A 23023-nucleotide genomic window follows, 5' to 3' on the forward strand; every position below is an offset into this window, starting at 1 on the left:
GGCGAGTGCCGGGATCGGTCTAGTGCTCTTCGACCAGCGCGAGCTGGATGTATACGGCGGTCAGGAATGTGAAGACATAAGCCTGAAGTACCGCAACAAGGAGTTCGAAGATTGTGAAGATGAAGCCAAAGGCGAGGGTTCCAATGCTGAAGAGACCGAAGAGGCCACCAGCAGTGAACAAGAAGAAGTGCGTTGCCGAGAAGCACAGCACGAGAAGCATGTGACCCGCGATCATGTTCATCAGGAGTCGCAGTGCGAGAGTTACCGGACGAAGGATGAACGTAGAAACGAACTCAATCGGAGTAACGATGAAGTAGAGCGGCCACGGCACACCGGCGGGAAAGAGCGACGCCTTGAAGAAGGTGATGCCCTGCTTCTTGATACCGGCGTAGATGAAAACGACGTAGGCAACAAGAGCGAGAACGAGTGGGACACCGATTACGGCTGTACCGGCGACATTGAGCCCAGGGACAATACCCGTGAGGTTCATCGCTAGCACCATGAAGAACATCGTGGCGAGCAACGGCATGAACCGCTTGCCGTCTTCCTTGCCCAGCGCGCCATCCGCGATGTTGGACTGAACGAAACCAACAGCCATCTCGAGGATGCTTTGGCCGCGACCCGGAATCATCCGCATGCGACGGGTGCCGACCCAGAACAACAGAATCAGCACGGCGACCGCGATGAAGCGGACCAACATGAGTCTGTTGATTTCGAAGGGGGTGTCTACGAATAGAAACCCGGGCGGGACAAATTCAATGAGCGACGGGCCATGAAAGCCCCCATCGCCTGATCCGTCATCGGTGGCAAAGGGCGCTAAGAGCGCGAGAGCGTTATATAACAGCGCTGTCTCCAGAATCGGGGCGTGTAACTACGCGGCGATGAAAATTGGGGGGTTGTAACAGGAACTAACTCTATCAAGAGAATTACGCTCACGACGAATCTGCGGGCGAATCCGCCAGATTAGTTTGACGTCGAGGTATCTTCACCTGGCAACTGCACTCCGGGCACGTAACTTTCGCGCGCCCGAACGAACGCCAGCACGTCGACGATGAGGCTACCGAGCACCGCCGCGAGGATCGAGAAGAAGAATACGACAGGCTCCAAGAACGGCTGGCCGCGCAGCACAACCAAGATGGCGATGAACAGGACAAACTTGATCAGCCACGCGCCCAGAACGATGGCGAAGAAAATGGTGCTCGATGAATCGCCCCCGGTTGCCCGCGACGCGATCACAATGCTGCCGGCAGTAAGCGCCATAAAGAGGGCGGTGAGCCCAGCGCCGATCAAAGCACTGATCAACCCGGAGGTGTCTGCGACGAGGTACCCCACGATGGAGCCGACCACAGCGATGCTGACGGTCAAGATTGCCCCGTAGGCGATCGCGCGGCCGAGAATTGCGGAGGACTTCATTCGGTGGGTTCCTTTGTCTTGTGCTGGGTCGAGCTGTCGTTGGAGGCGGCATCCAGACCGTCATATCGTGCATCGTCGAGAGATTCTTGCTCGGCCGCGAGGCGCTGGGCAGCAGCCTCACGCGACTTGCGTCGGCTGAGAGGCGCCAGCGTGAGAGCCGCACAGCCAGCGAGGCCGACGACGAACATGAGCGCCGCCCACCGCCACGGCACGAACGTGAAGGCGAGAACGCCGACCGAGGCCACAAACGTCCAGCTGTAGAGGATGAGAACAGCGTGCAGGTGGGAGTGGCCCATGTCCAGCAGACGGTGGTGCAGATGTTTGCGGTCCGCCGTGAAGGGAGACTTGCCAGCGCGAAGACGACGGGTGACCGCCATCCCGAAGTCAAGCAACGGGATGATGAGCACTGCGATGGGCAACAGGATGGGGATGAAGGCCGGCAAGAAATCAAGGGTGAACTTGTCTGGCTGAGCCAGATAGCCAGCATCCACTTGACCGGTGACCGAAATGGCGGATGCCGCCATGAGAAGGCCAACCAGCAGCGCCCCAGCATCGCCCATGAACATCTTCGCGGGATGGAAGTTGATGGGCAGGAACCCGACGCACGCACCGATCAAGATCGCGGTTGTGAGGGACGCCAAGTTGAAGTATTCCGTCTGCGCTTGGCCCTGCAAGAGGTACGCGTAGATGAAGAAGACGCTGTTGGCGATGACCGCCACCCCGGCGACGAGACCATCAAGACCATCAATGAAGTTGACGGCGTTCATCACGAGCACGACGGCGAAGATGGTGAGGATCAACGACACATAGGGCGAGACGATGGTTTGCCCACCGATCGGCAGCGTCGAGAGCTGGACTCCCTGCCACGCGAGAACACCGGCCGCGATGATCTGCCCGGCCAGTTTGGTCAACCAGTCAAGGTCCCACACATCATCGGCGACACCAATAACGACGATGATGAGCGCTGCGCCGAGGAGACCGAAAACCTTGCCCGGCTCGTTGAAGATCAGCGAGAAATTGCCCAGCGAGGACGCAACAGCAAATGCCACAACGATGCCAATGAACATCGCAACTCCGCCCAAGCGCGGTGTGGGCGTCGTGTGGACGTCACGCTGGCGAACCTGCGGATACAACTTGTACTTGAGGCTCAGCTTGAGCACCAACAGCGCGAGGCCGTAGGTGACCATTGCGGCGATACCCGCAATGAGGAAGTAAAAAACTATTCGCACCGATCGGCCCCGATCAGCTCGCGTATGGCGTCGGCCGAAATGACGCCTTCACGCACGATGCGCAGCTTGCCGCCGTCGACAAGCAAACCCGTGGCATCCACAATCGTCGAAGCGAGTTCGCCACCCTCGCCATCGTCGAGGTACACCGAAACCGACTCCCCCAGCATCTCTTTTGCCGCCGCCGCCGAGCGTGCCGCCGGCAGACCCGTGCTGTTGGCGCTCGAGACCGCAAGCGGGCCCGTCTCCGACAGCAGTTCGAGAGCAATCCGGCTGGATGGCATGCGCAAAGCAACCGTGCCCTGGGTCTCGCCCAGATCCCAGATCAGCGAAGGCTGCGCCGGAAGAATGATCGTGAGGCCACCGGGCCAAAACTCGGCTACCAGAGTGCGCACTTCGTCAGGAACCTGAGCGGCAAGCGCATCAAGGGTCGGGATGCCCGGGATCAGCACCGGTGGAGGCGACTGCCTCGTGCGCCCCTTGGCATCAATCAGCTTCTGCACCGCCTCGGGCTGGAATGCATCAGCAGCCACCCCGTAAACAGTGTCAGTGGGGATCACGACGAGATCGCCGCGGCCAATAGCCACGCGAGCGAGTCGCATGCCGGTCAGGAGCTGTGCTTCGTCGGCACAATCAAAAAGGTCATCCATGTCCCCAACATGGTACCGGGCGAAACAGTGAAAGACTGATCACGACTAACAGATAGCGATGGCCAACAATGACGCTGCTTTTCATCTTTGACATGGATGACGTGCTCTATGAGTACGACTGGCGTGCACGAATGGCTGCTCTCAGCGAACTGACCGGCCGCAGTTTTCTCGAATTGCGACGCCTCTGGTGGCACGACGATGGCGAATTTGGTGCCGAAGCAGGCCTGTATCCGACCGGCGAAGAATACCTCGCGGCCTTTGAAGAAGCGATCGGCCGGAGCGTGGATGTCGAGCGCTGGCTAGAGATTCGGTCCACTGCGATGACGGCCTGGCCTGATTCGCTCGCGGCCGCCCGACGCGCGTCAGAACTGGGTCAGGCGACCCTGCTCACCAACAACGGGTCACTGCTCGGAGACAACCTGCCCGTGGTCGCCCCCGAGCTCGTGGATATTTTCGGCACCCACTTGCGCACGTCGAGCTTCTACGGTGCTCGCAAGCCGGATCCGGTCGTGTTCGAGCGAACCCTGAAGGCCTATGGCGTGGATGCCCACAACGCGTTCTTCGCTGACGACATGGCCGAGAATATTGCGGGCGCCGAATCTCTCGGCATCACCGGCCACCATTTTCGCAGCGGAGCAGAACTGCACCAGGCGATTGAAGAGTTTGCGGCCGCTCGGGCCTAGAGCGCCTTTGCACTCGCGCTGCGGGCACTAGACCCGGCGAAACCCCGTCGTTACAGCAGCGCTGTAGTGGCGCGGTCGCGGCCGAGGAGGTCTTTGTGGTGAGCTACGGCGTTCCAGCCGTCCGCCGTGAGCAGCGCGGCCAATGCCGGAGCTTGCTCTTCGCCGTGCTCGAGCACGAGAGTGCCGCCCTGGTGCAACAGACGGCGAGCCGTCGTTGAGACGCGGCGTACGACATCCATGCCGTCTTCTCCGCCGTAGAGCGCCAGAGCAGGGTCGTGAAGTTGCACTTCGATATCGCGCGGGATTGCGGCCGCGGGAATGTAAGGCGGGTTCGAAATGACCACGTCAACGGTGCCGTCGAGTTCAGGGAACGCGTCCCCCAAGTCGGCGTTGATGAGTGTCGCGTTATCGGCGCCATAGCGACGAAAGTTCTCGCTTGTGTACGGCATCGCGTCCGGTGACAGCTCGACCGCATAAATACGAGCGCGCGGCACCTCGGTGGCCATCGAGAGCGCAATCGCGCCGCTGCCGGTGCCGAGATCGACACCGATCGGCTCGGGAGTTGCGCTCGCGTTGAGGGCATCGATCGCGAACTGCACGACAGTTTCCGTTTCGGGCCGCGGCACAAAGACGCCGGGACCAACGCGCAATTCGAGATTGCGGAAGGGCGCGATGCCCGTGATGTGCTGCAACGGCTCGCGGGCAGCACGGCGGACAAAGAGTTCGCGAACGGTAGCTTCTGCCGCAGCCGACACCAGCGCACCGGTGACCAGGCGAACCCGCAACTCGCCACGGCTCAACTCGAGCACATGCGCGACCAGCAGCTCAGCATCAACGCCAGGAGAAGGAACTCCCGCAGCACTCAACGACTCAGTGCCGCTGCCTACAAGGTCAGCGACACTGATGTTGTGCTCGGCAGTCACTGCCTCGCTCAGGAGTCGTTTCCTACAGCGGCCAATCGTGCCTCTTCATCAGCCATGATGCACGACTGGATGACAGGCTCGAGCGCGCCGTTGATCGCCTGATCAAGGTTGTAGGCCTTATATCCGGTGCGGTGATCCGCAATCCGGTTCTCAGGGAAGTTATACGTGCGAATGCGCTCGGAACGATCCATCGTGCGGATCTGGCTCTTGCGGTACTCGCTCGCCTCGGCATCCGCTTCTTCTTGGTATCGAGCCAAGATGCGCGCGCGCAGCACTCGCATACCGGCTTCGCGGTTTTGCAGTTGCGATTTCTCGTTCTGCATAGCCACGACGATACCGGTCGGAAGGTGAGTAATACGAACAGCGGAGTCAGTGGTGTTCACCGACTGGCCACCGGGACCCGAGGAACGGTAAACATCGATCTTGAGATCGTTCTGGCTGATCTCCACCTCTTCAGGCTCGTCAACCTCAGGGAACACGAGCACACCAGCAGCGGAGGTGTGGATGCGGCCTTGAGACTCGGTGGCGGGCACACGCTGAACGCGGTGCACTCCCCCCTCGTACTTCAAGTGCGCCCAGACTCCCTCAGCGGGATCGCTCGAGTTGCCCTTGACAGCCAACTGAACATCTTTGATGCCGCCGAGGTCGCTCGAGGTCTGCTCGATGATCTCTGTCTTCCACTTCTTTGACTCTGCATAGTGCAAGTACATGCGCAGCAGGTCGCCAGCGAAGAGCGCCGATTCGGCGCCGCCCTCCCCCATCTTGATTTCCATGATCACGTCACGGGAATCGTTGGGGTCACGCGGAATCAGAATGCGACGAAGCTTCTCTTGAGCAGCCTCGAGAGTCTCGGTGAGCCCGGGGATCTCTGCAGCGAACGACTCATCTTCGTCAGCCATTTCGGTGGCTGCCGCAAGGTCATCCGTCAACTGACGCCAGTTATGGTACGCCGCAACAATGCGCGACAACTCGGCGTAACGTCGGTTGACTTTCTTCGAGCGGACCGGGTCTGAGTGGAGCTCGGGGTCAGCTAGCTGACCTTCGAGCTCCCCATGCTCGGTCAGCAGCGACTGTACTGACTCGAACATAGTTAGTCCTCTTTTGTGCCGTTAGTGGAAGGAAGTGACTTCTGGATCTGCATGAGGAACTCAACGTTCGACTGCGTCTCCTTCAGCTTATTCAACACGATCTCGAGCGCAGCCTGCTGGTCGAGACCAGCAAGGGCGCGACGCAAGTTCCAAGTGACCTTGACTTCGTCGGCACCGAGAAGCATCTCTTCGCGACGTGTTCCGGATGCATTGAAGTCGACCGCGGGGAAGATGCGCTTGTCAGCCAGCTGGCGCGACAGACGCAGTTCCATGTTGCCGGTGCCCTTGAACTCTTCGAAGATAACCTCGTCCATCTTCGAACCGGTCTCGACGAGCGCGGTAGCGATGATGGTGAGCGAGCCGCCCTCTTCAACGTTGCGAGCCGCGCCGAAGAAACGCTTCGGCGGGTACAGCGCTGCGGAGTCGACGCCACCGGAAAGAACGCGGCCTGAGGCCGGTGCAGTCAGGTTGTAGGCACGACCGAGGCGCGTGATCGAGTCGAGCAGTACGACTACGTCATGACCGAGCTCGACGAGACGCTTAGCGCGCTCAATAGCCAATTCGGCAACCGTGGTGTGGTCTTCAGCGGGACGGTCGAAGGTCGAAGCAATAACTTCGCCCTTGACAGTGCGCTGCATGTCCGTAACTTCTTCTGGGCGCTCGTCAACGAGAACGACCATGAGGTGAACCTCGGGGTTGTTCTTGGAGATCGCGTTTGCGATGGCCTGAAGAATCTGCGTCTTGCCTGCCTTAGGCGGCGAGACGATCAGTCCGCGCTGGCCCTTGCCGATCGGAGCAGCAAGGTCGATCATGCGCGTCGACAGCATCGACGGCTCAGTCTCGAGACGCAGACGCTCCTGCGGGTAGAGCGGGGTGAGCTTGCCGAATTCAACACGGTTCGCCGCCTCTTCAACGGGAAGACCGTTGATCGAGTCGATGCGCACGATCGCGTTGTACTTCTGGCGGCCCTGGCTGTTGTCGCCCTCACGCGGCTGGCGAATAGCGCCAACAACGGCGTCACCCTTGCGGAGGTTGTACTTCTTGACCTGGCCAAGCGACACGTACACGTCACTGTTACCGGGAAGGTAACCAGTGGTGCGCACGAAAGCGTAGTTGTCGAGAACGTCGAGGATGCCGGCAACCGGAATCAGTACGTCATCGTCGGTGATCTCGGGCTCGAAGTCGTCGCCCATGTTTCCACGGCCACGCTTGCGGTCACGGTAACGACCGCGTCCACCGCGCTCGGAGTCAACGTCACCGCCGCGCGAGTCATCGTTGTTGCGGCTGTTTCCGCCGTTGTTGCCATTGCGGTTTCCGCCGTTGTTGCCCTCAGCGTTGTTGCCATCGCCATTGTTGTTCTGGCGGCGGTTGCTGTTCTGACGGCCCGAACCTTCACCGTTTTGGCTGCTGCCATTGCGGCTGCGGTTGCGGTTGCGGTTACGGCCCGAACCCGACTCATTGTCGGAGTCGTTGTCGTCGTTGCTGTCAGAACCGTTGTTCTTGTCTGCGTTGCTGTTCTTGTCAGCGTTGCTGTTCTTATCAGCGTTGCTGTTCTTGTCGTCGGAGTTCTTGTCAGAGTTGTCGGCGTTGTTGCTGCCCTTGTCACCCTTGTTGTCGCTCTTACGGTTGTCGTTCTTGTTGCCGCCCTTGGCAGCCTTGGTGTCGTTGTCGGTCGACGTTGCGTCGGCCGAAGCTGCGCTGTCGTCGCTCGAAGCGTCCGCTGCTGCAGCGCTACGGCTGGAGCTGCGACGGTTGCGCTTAGGAGCTGCATCGGCTGCGGGAGCATCGGTGGATGCTGCTGCGCTGGTGGATGCGGTGGTGCTGACTGCGGCATCCGATTCAGGAGCAACTGCAGCGTCAGTCTTCTTCTTGCGAGGAGCCGTCTTCGGCTTGTCTGCTGCACTGTCGGCGGCAGGTGCCTGAGCAGCTGAATCCTTCGACGATGAAGCGCTCTTGTCTACCTGAGGAGCGCCAGCGGGGCTTTCGGTACCAGCGATGGCGGCACCGTCAGTGCTCGTGACACGGCGCGAAGCGCGCTTGCGGACCGGAGCTGCTGCAGCCTCTGCGGGTGGGGTTGATGCGGTGTTGCTGTTGTTCTTCTCGTTAATTGCGTCCACGAGATCTCCTTTGCGAAGTTTGGAAGTACCGGTGATGCCGCGTTCGGCTGCCATAGCTTGAAGCTCGGGCAGTCGCAACGCGCTCAGCGCGGCACGGGAATCCACGCTTGATGCGTGGTTGTTGACGTCAGTCACTACTTGGGGTTCCTTTCCCCAGCCAAGATTGATTTCCTTGGTGGAGAGCTAGTCGCTCACCGATGTCTGCGCGGATGCGCAGGAATCTAAATTCGGGGATACGACGGGTGAAGTGCGACCGGGAGGCTACGACTACGCCGAAGCTTCTACCTGGTGCTCATTCACTGTAGCACCTTTGAAGTCCACGGCTAAGAGGAGGCTTTCCCACGGCGTTGCGGCGTGCTCCTGCACGAGAGCCGCGGCCTCGAGACGCCTCGCGGGGTCATCAGCCAGCACCAGAACCGAGGGCCCGGCACCGGAAACAACCGCAGCATGGCCGTGCGAGCGCAGCATCCGGATCAGCTCTGTGGTCTGCGGCATCGCTGCAGCGCGGTAGTCCTGATGCAGGCGATCGCCGGTGGCTTCGAGCAACACTTCAGGGCTCTGCGTGAGTGCCGCAATGAGGAGCGCAGCCCGCGAGACGTTGTAGACAGCGTCGGCGTAGGGCACGGCATCCGGTTGCAAACTGCGCGCATGCGCCGTCGAGACCCGGAAGTCGGGCACGAGAACAAGAGGTGACACTCCACGGTGCACCATCAGCTTCTTGGCCTGCGGCCCCGAGTCGGTGGTCCACGCGATCGTGAGGCCACCCAAAAGGGCAGGCGCGACGTTATCGGGGTGCCCCTCAAGTTCTGTGGCGAGCACGAGGAGGATTGCGGCATCCATTTCGACGATGCCCTCAAGCAGCCCCTTGGCCGCCATGACGCCCGAAACGATTGCCGCAGCAGACGAACCAAGTCCCCCACCGTGCGGGATGACGTTGGTCGCCGATACGTGCAGTGCCGGCATGGTCTGCCCGAAGTGCGTAAAACAGTGCTGGATCGCCTGAATGACGAGGTTTGACTCATCGGTTGCGACGATTCCGGCGCCAACACCCGTGACATCAATCGTGACGCCCGCGCCCTCGACCGCGGTGACGATCAGCTCGTCATAATGCGACAGCGCAAGCCCAAGCGTGTCGAACCCCGGGCCAAGGTTGGCCGAAGTCGCCGGCACACGCACGACGACACTGCGACCGACGAGCGAAGTCATGCCTTCGCCAACCCCAGAAAACGGGCACTGACGTCGCTGAGCTGCGCCTTCGGGGCCGCCGTTGTCACACCGAGACGGTCGGCGTGCTCGTGAAGAAGACTTTCCCGCTGCTGGTTCTTGAATTCACTGCCCATTGGCTACAGTCCTTCAACTCTCAACACGGACACCACATCGCGCACAACCGAGTTCTCGGTCAGCGCTGCCACCGTGGCGGCTAGCGATTCATCGGTCGCTTCGTGCGTGACCGTAATGAGGGTAGCGCTCGGCACTCCCTCAGTTACCGCGCCGACAGTCTGATTAACCGCCTCGACCGAGACACCGTTGTCGCTAAAGACGGCAGCAATTGTGGCGAGCACACCGGGCTCATCAACGACCGTCAAGGTGATCTGGTAACGCGTTGTGACGCGAGAGATCGGCAAAATGGGGAGATTAGCGTGCGTCGACTCGGCAACGCCAGGTCCACCAATGACGTGGCGGCGAGCAGCAGATACGACATCACCGAGAACAGCGGATGCTGTTTCGATTCCGCCAGCACCAGCGCCATAGAACATAAGGCTGCCCGCGGCTTCGGCCTCAACAAACACTGCGTTGTTCGCGCCGTGCACGGCAGCGAGCGGGTGAGTCAGCGGAACAAGCGCGGGATGCACGCGAGAGCTGACACCAGCGGTGGTGCCGTCAGCGTTGAGGATGCGTTCGCAAATGGCCAGCAGTTTGACGACATAGCCAGCCTTGCGAGCCGCAACGACCTGCTCGGCGGTGACGCCCGTGATTCCCTCACGGTAAACCGATTCCAGCGGAACGCGAGTGTGGAACGCGAGGCTCGAGAGCAGGGATGCTTTCTGGGCGGCGTCATAGCCTTCGATATCTGCCGTGGGGTCGGCTTCGGCATACCCCAGGCGAGTCGCCTCGGCGAGCGCGTCGTCGAAGCTGTCGCCCGTGGCATCCATGCGGTCAAGAATGTAGTTCGTAGTGCCGTTGACGATGCCGAGGATGCGCTTGACGCGGTCGCCAGCGAGGCTGTCGCGCAGTGGACGAATGATGGGGATCGCGCCAGCAACGGCAGCTTCATAGTAAAGCTGCGCGCCGACCTGAGCGGCCTCTTCGAAGAGTTCAGCGCCGTGGTGAGCCAGAAGCGCCTTGTTGGCGGTGATGACGTCGGCGCCCGAGTGCAGAGCCTTGAGGATCCAGGTGCGCGCGGGCTCGAGGCCGCCAATCAGCTCAATCACGATGTCCGCTCCGACGATGAGCGACTCTGCATCGGTCGTCAGAAGTTCTTTCGGGATGCTGGTGTCGCGGGGAGCGTCGAGGTCACGAACGGCGACGCCGACGACTTCGAGTCCGGCTCCGGCACGGGCAGCGAGTTCATCAGCGTGTTCAAGCAACAGTGCGGTGACCTGCGATCCGACACTCCCTCCGCCCAAAACTGCGACGCGAAGGTTGCGGTATTCGATCATTCAGAGTCTCCCGATGGTTTAATTCCCGCGTCGCGGCTGAGTAGGTCGTCTTCGGTTTCGCCGCGCACAATGATGCGGGCGTGGCCATCGCGCACCGCAACGACGGGCGGGCGCGCAAGATAGTTGTAGTTGTTGGACATCGCCCAACCGTAGGCACCGGTCGCAGGCACGGCAATCACATCATCGATCGCGACGTCACCGGGCACGTATTCGGCGCGCACCACAATGTCGCCGGCCTCACAGTGCTTGCCCACAATGCGTGCAAGCTCAGGGGCAGCATCCGAAACCCGATTGGCGATGCGAGCTGAATAGTCGGCCTCATAAAGAGCGGGGCGAATGTTGTCGCTCATGCCGCCATCAACGCTGACGTACTTGCGCACGGCGACACCATCAACGAGCACATCCTTAATCGTGCCCACTGTGTACAGCGTGGTTGTCGACGGGCCAATGATCGACCGGCCGGGCTCAATCGCAATGATCGGCACCGGGATCTCGAGCCGAGCGCACTCAGCCTCAACGATCGTAGCCAGCGACGCAGCAAGCTCAGCAACCGGCAAAGCCTGATCAACCGAGGTATACGCGATGCCAAAACCGCCACCCAAATTGAGCTCGGGCACCGGAGCAACCACCGACAAACGCGCATGCAACTCAAGCAAACGACGTGCCGCCTCAGCAAAGCCCGCCGTATCAAAAATTTGCGAACCAATATGCGAATGGATTCCCACAAAATCCAACGAAGGATGCGAGCGGATCTGCTCCACGAGCGCTTCAGCCTCAGCGAGCGGGACACCAAACTTCTGGTCCTCCCGCGCCGTCGCCAAGTACTCGTGGGTTGATGCGTGAACCCCGCTGTTGATGCGCAAACGCACCCGCTGGGTTCGACCGTGCCGTGTGGCGGCTTCAGCAACCCGACCGATTTCGACGACGCTGTCGATAACGATGGGGCCGATGCCCGCGCGCACGGCACGGTCGATCTCGGAAAGACTTTTGTTGTTGCCGTGGAATCCCAAACGCGACGCATCGACGCCGGCCGCGAGTGCAACCGCCATCTCACCAGCGCTGGCGACATCGATGTTGAGGCCGGCGGCCGTCATCCAGCGAACCACCTCTGTGCACAGGAACGCCTTGCCCGCGTAATACACCTTGGCTGCGGAGCCAATGCGAGCGAACTCGGTATCGAAGGCGGCCTTGATCTCGGTCGCGCGAGCAATGGCATCCGCTTCGTCGACGACGTACACGGGGGTGCCGAAGCGGGAGACGAGATCGCCAGCGGTAACGCCAGCAATCGTCAATTCACCGTTTGCAGCGCGCGCTGCAGTGCGTGACCAGACGGTCGACGGCAAAGAATTTGCTTCGGCAGGAGCTTCGAGCCACTCGGGCGCCAGCGGGTTCGCGAACACAGTCGCACCTCACAGAGATGTAGACGGAAAACGGCGGATTGTGTCCGCACGGGCGTTGGGGATGCTGACCACTCTAACGGCTGGCGCCGCTAGCGTTGAATCGGGTTACGGCGCTGGACACGTGCCGTATTGCTTCCACGCGGCATCATCGAGCGCGATGCCATCAGCATTGAGTTGGATGACCAGGTTGTCGTTGGCTACCGCAACCGAATCGATCGTTAGCGCCGTCGGCAACGAGGACGCAACGCAGAACTCTTGAGAGCTGAGCAGGCTGCCCGCCAGACCCGAAACGAGCGGATTCTGTCGCAAATCGGCAACCGAAATCTGCTCGTCGCCCAGGACGACCGATTCTGGTTCGAAGGCGATCGAGTCCCCCGCGGCAACCGGCACCAGATCGAGGGCAACGGGGATCTCAAAGAACAGGAGCTTAAAGACCGTCGATACCCGAATGGCGCTGCCTTCGAGTTCAATCGAGTCGAGCCCGGTACCGCTCAGCGTTGTTGCAAGCTTCGATACCTCTGCGCCGGTGATCGCGACATCCATCGAGACTGTGTCGATCGGCTGCGACGACACCACGGGAACCCCGGTAGCAACGACCTGCACGGATGACTCGAGGCCGTTTACCTCAAACCGATCGATGTCGATCGTCACCACATCGAGACCGCCCGTGAGCGCCTGGAGGATCAGCGAGCCCGAGCCTAAATCGACAGCAACGCCCTCACTGGATTCCAAGCCGAGCGACGAGGCAATCTCGTCTTGAGCGATGCGGACCGCTGCGGTGCGCCCGACAGTCTCTACGAGGACAACACCGACGATCAGGATGAGGAGAATGACCCCGGCGACAACCCAACCAATCCAGCTGCGTCGCTTGCGCTTCGCAACGGCGTAGCCGGTGGCTGCCTCAGGGTCAGAATCCGCGGCGCCATCGAGGCGCAACTCAATGGTGGGCTGATCGTCGGAAGCCACGGACGCTACATCCGCTCCGGGGCGCTGACTCCGAGCATCCAGAGACTGTTGCGCAGCACTTGACCGACAGCATCGTTGACCCAGAGGCGCGTGCGGTGAACGTCGGTGACTTCTTCATCGTTCATCGGCGTGACGCGGCACTGGTCGTACCAGCGGTGGTAGCTGCCGGCGAGTTCTTCCGCGAAGCGCGCGATGCGGTGCGGTTCACGCAACTCTGCGGCCTGAGCCACAATGCGCGGGAACTCAGCAAGAACGCCGAGAAGGATGCTCTCGGTTTCGTTCGTGAGCAACGAAGCATCGAAGACGCTGCGATCCACTCCCGACTCCCCCGCATTGCGCGCGACGCTGTGAGTGCGCGCGTGAGCATACTGAACGTAGAAGACGGGGTTGTCGTTCGTGCGCTTTTGCAGAATCTCGGGGTCAAGGGTGAGCGGCGAATCAGCGGGGTAGCGCGCGAGCGAGTAGCGCAGGGCATCCGTTCCGAGCCATTCGCGAAGATCGTCGAGCTCGATAATGTTGCCGGCACGCTTCGAGAGGCGAGCACCGTTGATGCTGACGAGTTGCCCGATGAGCACCTCGATGTCTTTGTTGGGGTCGTCACCGGCAGCGCCCGCGAGCGCCTTGAGACGGTGAACGTAACCGTGGTGGTCGGCACCGAGCAGGTAGATCTTGTGGGCGTAGCCACGGTCGCCCTTGCTGAGGTAGTAGGCCGCATCGGCGGCGAAGTAGGTGTAAATGCCGTTGCCGCGCTTGATCACGCGATCTTTGTCGTCGCCAAAGTCGGTGGTCTTGACCCACACCGCGTCGTCACTGTCGGCGACATGGCCCTGAGCCCGCAAGCGCTCAACAGCAGTATCGATAGCGCTCTTGCCGTCGTCCTTCACCGCGTGAAGGTCACGCTCGCTGAACCAGACATCGAAGTGCACGTTGAACGCCGCGAGCGACTTCTTGATTTCGCCGAGCTGAAGCTCATAGCCACGCTCGCGCGCAACAGCGATGGCCTCATCGTGGTCGAGTTCAAGAATTTCGGGGTTCGAGGCGAGCACTCGCTGAGCGAGCTCGGCAACATAAGCGCCCGGGTAGCCGTTCTCCGGAGTGGGCTCACCCTTCGCCGACGCCAGAATCGATGCCCCAAAGTTGTCCATCTGGTTGCCGGCATCGTTGATGTAGAACTCGCTCACCAGTTCAGCACCAGCGGACTTGAGCACGCGCGCAAGCGAATCGCCCAGAGCAGCCCACCGAGTGTGACCAATGTGCAACGGGCCGGTGGGGTTGGCCGAAACAAACTCCAAGTTAATGGTCTGACCCGCGAGGGAATCATTGCGACCGTAGGCCTCGCCCTGCTCAACGATGGTCTTCGCGAGCGCACCCGCGGCAGCGGCATCCAGGGTGATGTTAATGAAGCCGGGGCCTGCAACATCTACCGAGGCAATGCCGTCGATCGCACGCGCCTGCTCGGCGATTTCAGTCGCGAGTTCACGGGGGTTGGCGCCCAGCGGCTTCGCCAACTTCATAGCGATATTGGATGCCCAATCACCGTGATCGCGGTTGCGCGGTCGTTCGAGCACCAGGTCACTCACGGTCAGGCCCAAATCGGGCGTGCCGCGGTCAGCCGCAATGCGGGAGACGACAGAGAGCAAGGTGGCAGAAAGATCAGCAGGATTCACCCCTTAAGAGTACTGGGTGGCGACTGAGCTTCTGGCGCAGTTCGCGACAATGCCGGGTCACTGCACTTCGTTGGTGTCAGAGGTCACCAGAATGGAACCATGGCTTCTCGACTTCGCGTTATTCCTGCAGTGATCGCACTGAGTGCATCGGCTCTCCTCTTGAGCGCGTGCGTTCCCACCGAGCCAGACCCGGTCGGGCCGAACCCCACTCGCACGATCGACCCCGACAGCACCGCAACGCCCGAGGCCGAACCGACCGCGACAACCTCCCCCGATCCGGAGGCAACGCCCGTTGACATCGCGTGTACAGAGCTCATCTCGCCGCAAGCTATGTATGACTTCAACTCGAACTTCTTGCTGCTGAACAGCTTTACTCCGCCCGCAGGCTCCACGGCAGAAACAGCCTTTGAATCCCGGGGCACCATCTGCCGATGGGAAAACTCCACCAGCGGAGTCACCATTGACGTGTCGGTTGCGCAACCGACTCCTGCAAAGTACGACTCGCTCAAGTCGAACTCTGGCGCGTCCACAAGCAGCTTCGATGGCTACTTCGCGGTCTCGGGAGGCGTCGGCACAGCCCAAGTATTCGCCGGAGCCTACTGGGCAACCCTCAGTTCGCCAGCGTTCTTCGAAGCTGCGGATGCCGCTGACCTCGTCGCTGACGTGGAAGCCGCGCTGAACTAGCTACCGCCGTGGTGGCTGTGCGGCTTTACGGAAGCTGAACCGGCGAGCGGTGATCGTCTATCGGAAGCGTGTCTGCCGTCACGGTGATCGAAAGCTTCTGCAAGAACAGGTCAGCCCAGTGATTGGTGAGGAAGGCCGTATCGGCTGCATCCCTGCCCGTAGCAATGCGCACGAGTGACTGACGCGGAGCAAGCCCGGTGGAATCCACAACCCACCAAGCACCGTCTACATACGCCTCGGCGACGGCATGGAAATCCATGGGGCTCAGCCCGGGCGCATACACCGAGGTATACCGCGCCGGCACATCTTTGGCGCGCAGCATCGAAATAGTGAGGTGCGCGTAGTCGCGGCATACGCCCTGGCGCGCCAACATCGAATGGGCTGCACCATCGGTCGCCAAGGAGATGCCTGGCGTGTACCGCATGTTTGCCCCGACCCAATCCCGCACAGCCAGGAGCAACTCGTGACCCGTCTGGCTCGGGAACAACGAACGAGCACTCGGAAGCAGAACATCGGATTCGCAATACCGACTCGGCCGCAAATACTCGATCAGGTCGATCTCGTTGACCGGCGCAGGTTCGGGGGTTTCCTCAACGGTGGCGGCGTAGTCCACGACAAGACGCCCTGGGCCAGCAATCAGCGAGTGCAGGCGGGTTCCGCGCGCATCGACCAACTCTGTTGGCTGCTGGGGCTCACCATCCAACACAAAATCAACGGACTCGGATGCCGTAGTCCAGCGAGCAGACACCGCAATGCTAAAGACCATTTCGGTGAGACCACGAAGGTCAAGTTCTTGGTGGGATGACACGGTACGCAGCATCCCCCGATAATGTCACGAGAAGCTGAACCGGGCATCACCACAGCGTGCTAAATGTGGGAACGATTGCTTGCTAAGATGGAGCCCTTGCCTTCGTAGCTCAGGGGATAGAGCGCCGGTTTCCGGTACCGTAGGTCGGGGGTTCGATTCCCTCCGGGGGCACTGTTATTTTCACCGCACGTTCGCTGCGTGCTGTTCTGGCCACACGATGGCTGATTGCTTTTGGCTGCTAGTTAACGACGCAGCAGGCCTCAGCGCCGGCATCCGTGCTTGTCGCAACAGACGCGAGCATCTTGACGGGCTCCGCAAAGGCTTCGCAGCAGAGTTCATAGACGTTGGAACGACCGCGGGGTGTGACCGTGACGAGGCCGTTGTCGCGCAGGGGCGCCAAGTGGTGACTCACGAGCGTTTGACTGAGGCCGGTGGCATCCGTGAGTTCACGCACGGTATGCGCGCGTTCAGTAAGCAGAAGCACGAGCTGCAGCCGGTTGGGATCGCCGAGGGCACGCAGGAGTGGCGCCAAACTTTGGGCGCGCTCGGCTGTGGCTGACCAAGTGGGCTTCTGAATTGTCAGAAGTTCGACGCGTTCGCTCATAACAGCGATCCTACATCGTTTCTTTGTTATCAACAGTAGTTGCTGTTATCGTGAGCGAACGCTAGTAGTGCTGCTGGCGAACAACATGAGGAGAGCAATGACCGCCGCACCTTCCCCCGCACGCCTGCTACCCGTCGTCGTTATCGGAGCCGGCCCCATCGGGCTCGCCGCCGCCGCCAACCTCAACAAACGCGGCATCGACACCATCGTGCTCGAAGCTGGAGAACACGCCGGGGACGCGATCAGCCAGTGGGGTCACGTCTCACTTTTCTCCCCCTGGCGCTACAGCATCGACCCGGTTGGCCGTGAATTGCTCGAAAAAACGGACTGGGTCTCCCCCGACCCCGAAGCCCTACCCACCGGCTCCGAACTCGTTCACGACTATCTCCTGCCGCTCGCCGCAGCCTCCGAACTTGCCCCGCTCATCCGCTACAACAGCCGCGTGATTGGCACGTCGCGCCAGGGCATCGATTCCACCAGAACTATTGGCCGCGAGCGCCACCCGCTGCTGGTTCGCGTTGACTCCGCTGATGGCGTGTACGACATCCTCGCGTCGGCGATTATCGACGCCTCCGGCACGTGGGGTCACGACAATCCCATTGGTGCTTCTGGGCTCCCCGCGACCGGCGAAACCGACAGCGCTGCGTGGCTCGCGGGCCCGCTGCCCGACGTACTCGGCACCGATCGTGCGCGTTTCGCCGGCAAGCACACCCTCGTGATTGGCATGGGTCACTCGGCCGCCAACGCCCTGATTGCGCTTGCCGAGTTACGTGAGAGCGCACCCGGCACAGAAATCACGTGGGCCATTCGTGGGCGCTCCGCTCGCCGCCTCTACGGCGGTGGCACTGCCGATGAGTTGCCGGGCCGTGGCGCACTCGGGACCCGACTGAAGGGTGCCGTGGAATCCGGCGCCATTACGCTGCTCACTGACTTCACCATCACCGAGCTTGCACCTCAGCCCGATGGTCGACTGCGCGTAATCAGCAGTAACCCCGATGGCGAACAATCCGTGACCGTGGATGCTCTCGCCGCCGCCACCGGCTTTCGCCCTGACCTCAGCATCCTGCGTGAACTGCACCTCAGCTTCGACCCCGTGCTTGAGGCTCCCGTCGCGCTTGCACCTCTCATCGACCCGAACGTGCACAGCTGTGGCACCGTCGAGCCACACGGCGCTAGCGTGCTCGCCCATCCCGAGAAGAATGTCTACGTGGTCGGCATGAAGAGCTATGGCCGGGCGCCAACATTCCTCATGGCTACCGGGTACGAACAAGTGCGCTCCGTGGTCGCTGCGATCGCGGGCGATACGGCGAGCGCTGGTCGCGTCAACCTGATGCTGCCTGAAACGGGCGTGTGCTGCAGCTCCAGCGGCGGAGGCTGCTGAGCCGGCTCCACGACTCGTCAGGGGCGTTCGTTGCGGCCTCCCGCCGGGCGCCCCTATTCTTCGAGCACGATGCCCAAGTGGGCAGCAAGCATCGGGGCGAACTCAGCCAGTTGGTAAGAGTTGATGGTGGCGCCCTTGAGATGCTCGACTCCAGTGACGTGGCGCAACTCGAGGGCACGCAGGTCGAAATTCGTCAGCGTTGCGCGGGTGAGATCGAGGGTATTTACCTGGGTATGGGCGAATGAAACTCGGTTGGCTGTTGCGGCACCAAGATCGAGTTCATCGATCAGGCAGTCGTCAAACAGCACATCCTGAAGGTGGGCACCGCGCAGATTCAGGTAGCCAATGCGGCAGTGCGTAAAACGAACCGACTTCCACGTGGACTCATAAAACTCCGCGGAGCCCAGGCGGGACCCTTCGATGCTCACATCGCGAAGATTCGAGCGCGGTGCCGTGAAGATGGGAGCGTTGAGCTTCTCGAACCGGCTCTCTACAAAAGTCGCCGCCCGAAGGTCAACGCCGTTAGCCTCCAGCTCAGAAAATTCACACTCCGAGAAGGACGAACCCGCTAGGTCGTATTCGCTCAGATCGGATGCCGCAAACCGCTGGCCGTCATAGCTTTCGTGTGCGCGCAGCAGCGTGGCCTCGCCCTCAGCGAGGTTCTCAAGCTGCAGAGCATCGATGAGCGGTGCAGCGGTTGCCGTTTTCTTAGCCATGCAATCAATTGCTCCCTCAAATAGCTGGTGTCGTGCCGAACCGAAGTTACCCCACGCGACCGACGCCGCCCACTAATCTGTTGCCATGACGCCTCCCGCAACTGCCGCTGACCGAGTCGCCCACTTTTCACGCAAGCTTGACTTCGAAACTGATCCCTCGGATGTCGGAGCTGCCCTCGAGACACAGGAACGTTTCGTATTGATCGATTCCCGAGGCGATGCCGCCTGGAACCAGGGCCACGCCGCCGGAGCCGTGCACATGCCAACTGCGGACATCAGCGCGCGGGCCGGCAACGAGATCGCCCTCGATATGCCCGTTGTCGTGTATTGCTGGGGCCCGGGCTGCAATGGCGGCACGAAAGCCGCCCTCGAGTTCGCACGACTCGGCTACGAGGTACGCGAAATGATCGGCGGCTTCGAATACTGGGCGCGCGAAGGCTACCCCGTCGCTGACAGCAACGGACCAGTAATCCGCGAAAAGGATCCGCTCACCGCTCCCGTTTCAGCGATCTCCTGCGACTGCTAACCGCGAGGAGCCTAGCCTCGCGGTGCGCCGCTAGTGCGCGTCGCTCGCGTGCGACTCCAAGAATTCGTAGAGCTCGCGATCATCCACTCCCGGGAAGGTTCCCGAGGGCAGCGGCGAGAGAATGTGGGCGTGAAGCTTGGCGCTCGACCAGGCGTTGCCTGACCAGCGATCGCGCAACTCGTCTTCGGGTTTGCGGCAGCAGCTTTCGTCGGGGCAGGTTGACGACTGGCGCACGTCCGTAGCCCGGCCGCGGAACCATTTGGAGTGCGCGAAGGGCACCCCGATGGTGATGGAGAATTCTTCCGCATCCGTTGTTCCCGTTTGGGCTGACTCGAAGAAGCTGCCTTCTGGGGTGTCGGTGTATTGGTAGAACTCTGTCGTGCGGTTGGTGCGCGTGAACGCTGTTCGCGCGCTCCAGTTGCGGCACACGAACTGGCCCTCCGCTGAACCGGTGACGTCAACGGGCAGCCGCAGGCCATCATTTTCGTAGGCCTTGTAGACAGCCCCATCGTCACCGACGCGCAAGAAGTGCGTTTCGAGATCGAGGTGCGAGGTTGCCAAGTTGGTGAAGCGCAGCGCAGCCGCTTCGTGGGTGACGCCAAAGGCATCCCGAAAATCTTCAACAGCGATATTGCGATTCGTCTTGGCTTCGCTCAAGAATGCAACGGACTGCTTGAGGGGCATGAGCACTGCCGCCGCAAAGTAGTTAATTTCGAGACGCTGGTGCAAGAACTCGGCATAGCTGGTGGGTTCGGTGTGCCCAAGAACGCGGTGCGCCATCGCTTGAAGCGCCATGGAGCGCAAGCCGTGACCGCCAGGAATGGATGCCGGTGGCAAGTAGATGCGCCCATGTTTGAGGTCCGTTACCGAGCGTGCTGAATGCGGCAGGTCGTGCACATGCACGAGCTCAAAGCCGAGCGATTCTGCCATCAGGCTCACGGCCCGGTGAGTCAGGGCACCCGAGGTGTGATTTCCGGCAATCGTCAACTTTTCGGCTTCTTTTTCAAGCTCAGGCAAGTAGTTGTCGAGGGCACGCATGCGGATCCGCAACTCGGTGTTGGCACGACGGGCCTCTTCTGGCGTGGCAATTGCTTTGCGTGATCGCGTCGAAAGTTCATGGTGAAGACCCACGATTGCCTCAAGCGTCTCATCGGGAATGCCCTTTGATGGGCGAATCTTGGGCAACCCCAGCGAGGCGTAGATAGTGCTGCGTTGCAAGCGATCCAGCTCAATTTCGAGGGCTGCGCGCTTGGTAGGCGGCGACTCCTCCAAGAGATCAGCAAGTTGGATGTCCGTGGCTGCGGCAATCGCCGACAGAAGAGTGAGTCGGGGTTCTCGTCGCCCGTTCTCCATCAGCGAGAGCTGACTACCGGCCACACCGACCTTGTCTCCCAACTGATCGAGGGTCATGCCGGAGGTTGTGCGGAAATGTCGGATGCGTTGCCCGAGAGTCACAAGATCATTCACACGTTCACTATAACTAAAGAATAGTGATTCTTTCCACTCGATTCGCCAACATCACCAGCAAAACTGGGTCATCATCGAATAACAACAGTTTTTTCAGCACTACAACTCTTCAGCGGAAGGTAGAAATGAGCATCGCCGAGATGACAAGGACGCACTTCTCCGCACCCGACGGAACAAACCAAAGCGTTATTACATGGGTGGAACAGATCGCCACCCTCACGCAACCCGACGACATTGTCTGGTGCGACGGAAGCCCCGAAGAAGCAGACGAACTCGCAGCCGAGATGGTCGCTGCCGGAACGCTCACCCGCCTGAATGACGAGTACCGCCCCCACAGCTACCTCGCCCGCAGCGACCCGAGTGATGTCGCTCGTGTCGAAGCGCGAACCTTCATTTGCTCCGCCGACGAAGCAGACGCTGGCCCCTCCAACAACTGGGCCGAGCCTGCAGATATGCGCAACACGCTTGACGGCCTCTTTGCCGGCAGCATGCGCGGTCGCCGGATGTACGTCGTTCCCTTCTCCATGGGCCCGCTCGGTTCCCCGCTCGCCAAGATCGGCGTGCAGGTAACGGACTCCCCCTACGTCGTCATGAGCATGGGCATCATGACGCGAATGGGAACCGCCGTGCTCAATGCCATCGATGACTCCACTGAATGGGTGCGCGCCATCCACTCGGTCGGTGCACCGCTGGATGCCGGCCAGGCTGACGTGCCGTGGCCCTGCAACCAGACCAAATACATCAGCCACTTCCCCGAGACTCGCGAAATCTGGTCATTCGGTTCCGCGTACGGCGGCAACGCGATTCTCGCGAAGAAGTCATTCGCACTGCGCATCGCTTCGGTGATCGCTCGCGAAGAGGGCTGGCTTGCTGAGCACATGTTGCTCCTCAAGCTCACCAACCCCCGCGGTCGCGTGTTCCACATCGCTGCAGCATTCCCCAGCGCCTGCGGCAAAACCAACTTGGCCATGCTCAAGCCGACCATCCCCGGCTGGAAGGCCGAGACGATTGGCGACGACATCGCGTGGCTCGGCAAGGGAGCTGATGGCCGCCTACGCGCCATCAACCCTGAAGCTGGCTTCTTTGGAGTGGCACCGGGCACCGGCTACGCCACCAACGAAACCGCGATGGACACCATCTGGGGTAACACCGTTTTCACCAACGTCGGCCTGAAAGATAACGGCGACGTGTGGTGGGAAGGCATGAGCGATGAGGTGCCTGAGCACCTTATCGATTGGCAGGGTAACGACTGGACGCCAGAATCTGGCACCCCGTCGGCTCACCCGAACTCACGTTTTACTGTGGCAGCAGCACAATGTCCCAGCATCGCAGATGACTGGGAATCGCCACAGGGCGTCGTTATCGACGCCATAATCTTCGGCGGTCGCCGCGCGACCAACGTGCCGCTAGTGGTGGAGGCACGAGATTGGGAGCATGGCGTCTACCTGGGCGCCACTATCTCATCTGAGCGGACGGCGGCTGCCGAAGGCACCATTGGTGAACTACGGAGAGATCCGTTCGCCATGATGCCCTTCTGTGGATACAACATGGCAGACCATTGGGCCCACTGGCTCTCGGTCGGCCAGGATCTCCGCGGATCCGGCACAGTGCCACGCATTTTCCAAGTCAACTGGTTCCGCAAGGGTGCCGATGGTTCCTTCCTGTGGCCAGGATTTGGCGAAAACTCACGCGTGCTCGAGTGGATTCTCAACCGCGTTGACGGAACGGTTGCCGCCCGCGAAAGTGCCCTCGGGTTGATGCCACGTGAAGGCGACCTCAACATCGACGGCCTCGAACTCGGCGATGACACCATGGAACAGCTATTCGCGATCGATAATGACTCGTGGATCGCCGAAGCCGAAGCCACCGAAGAATTCTTCGCCACATTCGGAGACCGTGTTCCTGCCGCAGTTTCTCGCCAACTTGAGCAGCTGAAAACGCGTCTCCAGAGCTAACCAACGAAACCGCCTCGCCGTTCGTCTTTATTAGTGTGACCACAATTGCGCTAACTATTGGCCATTCCTCGGCCACAATAGAGACGACG

The 23023-nt window shown here is 60.9% G+C and carries 22 protein-coding genes and 1 tRNA gene; 6 read left to right on the forward strand and 17 right to left on the reverse strand.

Going from position 1 to position 23023, the window contains the following annotated elements:
• Window positions 1-19: 19 nt before the first annotated feature.
• The 4 genes from atpB to I6E81_RS13800 form a co-directional block, all read right to left on the reverse strand.
• Window positions 20-844, reverse strand: a complete 825-nt coding sequence (atpB, locus tag I6E81_RS13785; protein WP_231601050.1) for a F0F1 ATP synthase subunit A — start codon at window positions 842-844, stop codon at window positions 20-22.
• Window positions 845-963: 119 nt separating this feature from the next.
• Entirely contained in the window at window positions 964-1413 is a 450-nt protein-coding gene (locus I6E81_RS13790; protein ID WP_197108947.1) for a hypothetical protein, read from the reverse strand.
• Window positions 1410-2636: an MraY family glycosyltransferase gene (locus I6E81_RS13795; RefSeq protein WP_307784021.1), complete on the reverse strand. Its 1227-nt coding sequence runs from the start codon at window positions 2634-2636 to the stop codon at window positions 1410-1412. Before I6E81_RS13795 ends, I6E81_RS13790 begins: the two co-directional genes overlap by 4 nt.
• Window positions 2633-3289 (reverse strand): L-threonylcarbamoyladenylate synthase, encoded by a 657-nt coding sequence (locus I6E81_RS13800; RefSeq protein WP_197108948.1) that lies wholly within the window; start codon window positions 3287-3289, stop codon window positions 2633-2635. Before I6E81_RS13800 ends, I6E81_RS13795 begins: the two co-directional genes overlap by 4 nt.
• 68 nt (window positions 3290-3357) lie before the next feature.
• Between I6E81_RS13800 and I6E81_RS13805 the strand changes: the two genes are divergently transcribed.
• The gene (locus I6E81_RS13805) at window positions 3358-3972 is read left to right on the forward strand and encodes an HAD family hydrolase (protein ID WP_197108949.1); all 615 of its coding nucleotides are present in this window, start codon (window positions 3358-3360) and stop codon (window positions 3970-3972) included.
• A gap of 50 nt (window positions 3973-4022) precedes the next feature.
• Here the strand turns inward: I6E81_RS13805 and prmC are convergent, their stop codons facing one another.
• From prmC to argS, 9 genes are all read right to left on the reverse strand, one after another.
• Complete coding sequence (gene prmC / locus I6E81_RS13810; RefSeq protein WP_197108950.1) at window positions 4023-4895, reverse strand: peptide chain release factor N(5)-glutamine methyltransferase; 873 nt, start codon at window positions 4893-4895, stop codon at window positions 4023-4025.
• A gap of 8 nt (window positions 4896-4903) precedes the next feature.
• The gene (gene prfA / locus I6E81_RS13815; protein ID WP_197108951.1) at window positions 4904-5983 is read right to left on the reverse strand and encodes a peptide chain release factor 1; all 1080 of its coding nucleotides are present in this window, start codon (window positions 5981-5983) and stop codon (window positions 4904-4906) included.
• 2 nt (window positions 5984-5985) lie between these two features.
• Entirely contained in the window at window positions 5986-8235 is a 2250-nt protein-coding gene (gene rho, locus I6E81_RS13820) for a transcription termination factor Rho (RefSeq protein ID WP_197108952.1), read from the reverse strand.
• Window positions 8236-8367: 132 nt separating this feature from the next.
• Complete coding sequence (gene thrB, locus I6E81_RS13825; RefSeq protein ID WP_197108953.1) at window positions 8368-9306, reverse strand: homoserine kinase; 939 nt, start codon at window positions 9304-9306, stop codon at window positions 8368-8370.
• A complete protein-coding gene (locus I6E81_RS13830; protein WP_197108954.1) occupies window positions 9303-9440 on the reverse strand; it encodes a hypothetical protein in 138 nt (45 codons plus the stop codon). The genes thrB and I6E81_RS13830 overlap by 4 nt, the downstream gene beginning before the upstream one ends.
• 3 nt (window positions 9441-9443) lie before the next feature.
• Complete coding sequence (locus tag I6E81_RS13835) at window positions 9444-10760, reverse strand: homoserine dehydrogenase (protein WP_197108955.1); 1317 nt, start codon at window positions 10758-10760, stop codon at window positions 9444-9446.
• Window positions 10757-12160: a diaminopimelate decarboxylase gene (lysA, locus tag I6E81_RS13840; RefSeq protein WP_197108956.1), complete on the reverse strand. Its 1404-nt coding sequence runs from the start codon at window positions 12158-12160 to the stop codon at window positions 10757-10759. Before lysA ends, I6E81_RS13835 begins: the two co-directional genes overlap by 4 nt.
• A 105-nt stretch (window positions 12161-12265) precedes the next feature.
• Entirely contained in the window at window positions 12266-13126 is an 861-nt protein-coding gene (locus I6E81_RS13845; protein WP_307784178.1) for a DUF2993 domain-containing protein, read from the reverse strand.
• Between the two features lie 5 nt (window positions 13127-13131).
• Window positions 13132-14793, reverse strand: a complete 1662-nt coding sequence (gene argS / locus I6E81_RS13850) for an arginine--tRNA ligase (RefSeq protein WP_197108957.1) — start codon at window positions 14791-14793, stop codon at window positions 13132-13134.
• Between the two features lie 99 nt (window positions 14794-14892).
• Here argS and I6E81_RS13855 point away from each other — a divergent pair, with 99 nt between their 5' ends.
• The gene (locus I6E81_RS13855) at window positions 14893-15477 is read left to right on the forward strand and encodes an arginyl-tRNA synthetase (RefSeq protein ID WP_197108958.1); all 585 of its coding nucleotides are present in this window, start codon (window positions 14893-14895) and stop codon (window positions 15475-15477) included.
• Window positions 15478-15502: 25 nt separating this feature from the next.
• Here I6E81_RS13855 and I6E81_RS13860 read toward each other — a convergent pair whose 3' ends face one another.
• On the reverse strand, window positions 15503-16297 hold the full coding sequence (locus tag I6E81_RS13860) for a transglutaminase family protein (RefSeq protein ID WP_197108959.1): 795 nt from the start codon (window positions 16295-16297) through the stop codon (window positions 15503-15505).
• Between the two features lie 86 nt (window positions 16298-16383).
• Here I6E81_RS13860 and I6E81_RS13865 point away from each other — a divergent pair.
• Window positions 16384-16456, forward strand: a tRNA-Arg gene (locus I6E81_RS13865).
• Between the two features lie 67 nt (window positions 16457-16523).
• Here the strand turns inward: I6E81_RS13865 and I6E81_RS13870 are convergent.
• Window positions 16524-16889, reverse strand: a complete 366-nt coding sequence (locus tag I6E81_RS13870) for a helix-turn-helix transcriptional regulator (RefSeq protein WP_197108960.1) — start codon at window positions 16887-16889, stop codon at window positions 16524-16526.
• 97 nt (window positions 16890-16986) lie between these two features.
• Between I6E81_RS13870 and I6E81_RS13875 the strand changes: the two genes are divergently transcribed.
• On the forward strand, window positions 16987-18270 hold the full coding sequence (locus tag I6E81_RS13875; protein ID WP_197108961.1) for an FAD-dependent oxidoreductase: 1284 nt from the start codon (window positions 16987-16989) through the stop codon (window positions 18268-18270).
• A gap of 53 nt (window positions 18271-18323) precedes the next feature.
• On the opposite strand, the gene I6E81_RS13880 is transcribed toward I6E81_RS13875, so the two are convergent.
• The gene (locus tag I6E81_RS13880) at window positions 18324-18986 is read right to left on the reverse strand and encodes a pentapeptide repeat-containing protein (protein WP_197108962.1); all 663 of its coding nucleotides are present in this window, start codon (window positions 18984-18986) and stop codon (window positions 18324-18326) included.
• 85 nt (window positions 18987-19071) lie between these two features.
• Here I6E81_RS13880 and I6E81_RS13885 point away from each other — a divergent pair, with 85 nt between their 5' ends.
• Window positions 19072-19512, forward strand: a complete 441-nt coding sequence (locus I6E81_RS13885; protein ID WP_197108963.1) for a rhodanese-like domain-containing protein — start codon at window positions 19072-19074, stop codon at window positions 19510-19512.
• 30 nt (window positions 19513-19542) lie between these two features.
• Here the strand turns inward: I6E81_RS13885 and I6E81_RS13890 are convergent, their stop codons facing one another.
• Window positions 19543-20979 (reverse strand): helix-turn-helix domain-containing protein, encoded by a 1437-nt coding sequence (locus I6E81_RS13890; protein ID WP_197108964.1) that lies wholly within the window; start codon window positions 20977-20979, stop codon window positions 19543-19545.
• 125 nt (window positions 20980-21104) lie between these two features.
• Between I6E81_RS13890 and I6E81_RS13895 the strand changes: the two genes are divergently transcribed.
• Complete coding sequence (locus I6E81_RS13895) at window positions 21105-22934, forward strand: phosphoenolpyruvate carboxykinase (GTP) (RefSeq protein WP_197108965.1); 1830 nt, start codon at window positions 21105-21107, stop codon at window positions 22932-22934.
• Window positions 22935-23023 lie beyond the last annotated feature (89 nt).

It is taken from the genome of Salinibacterium sp. NG22, from assembly GCF_015864925.1.
Lineage (GTDB): Bacteria > Actinomycetota > Actinomycetes > Actinomycetales > Microbacteriaceae > Rhodoglobus.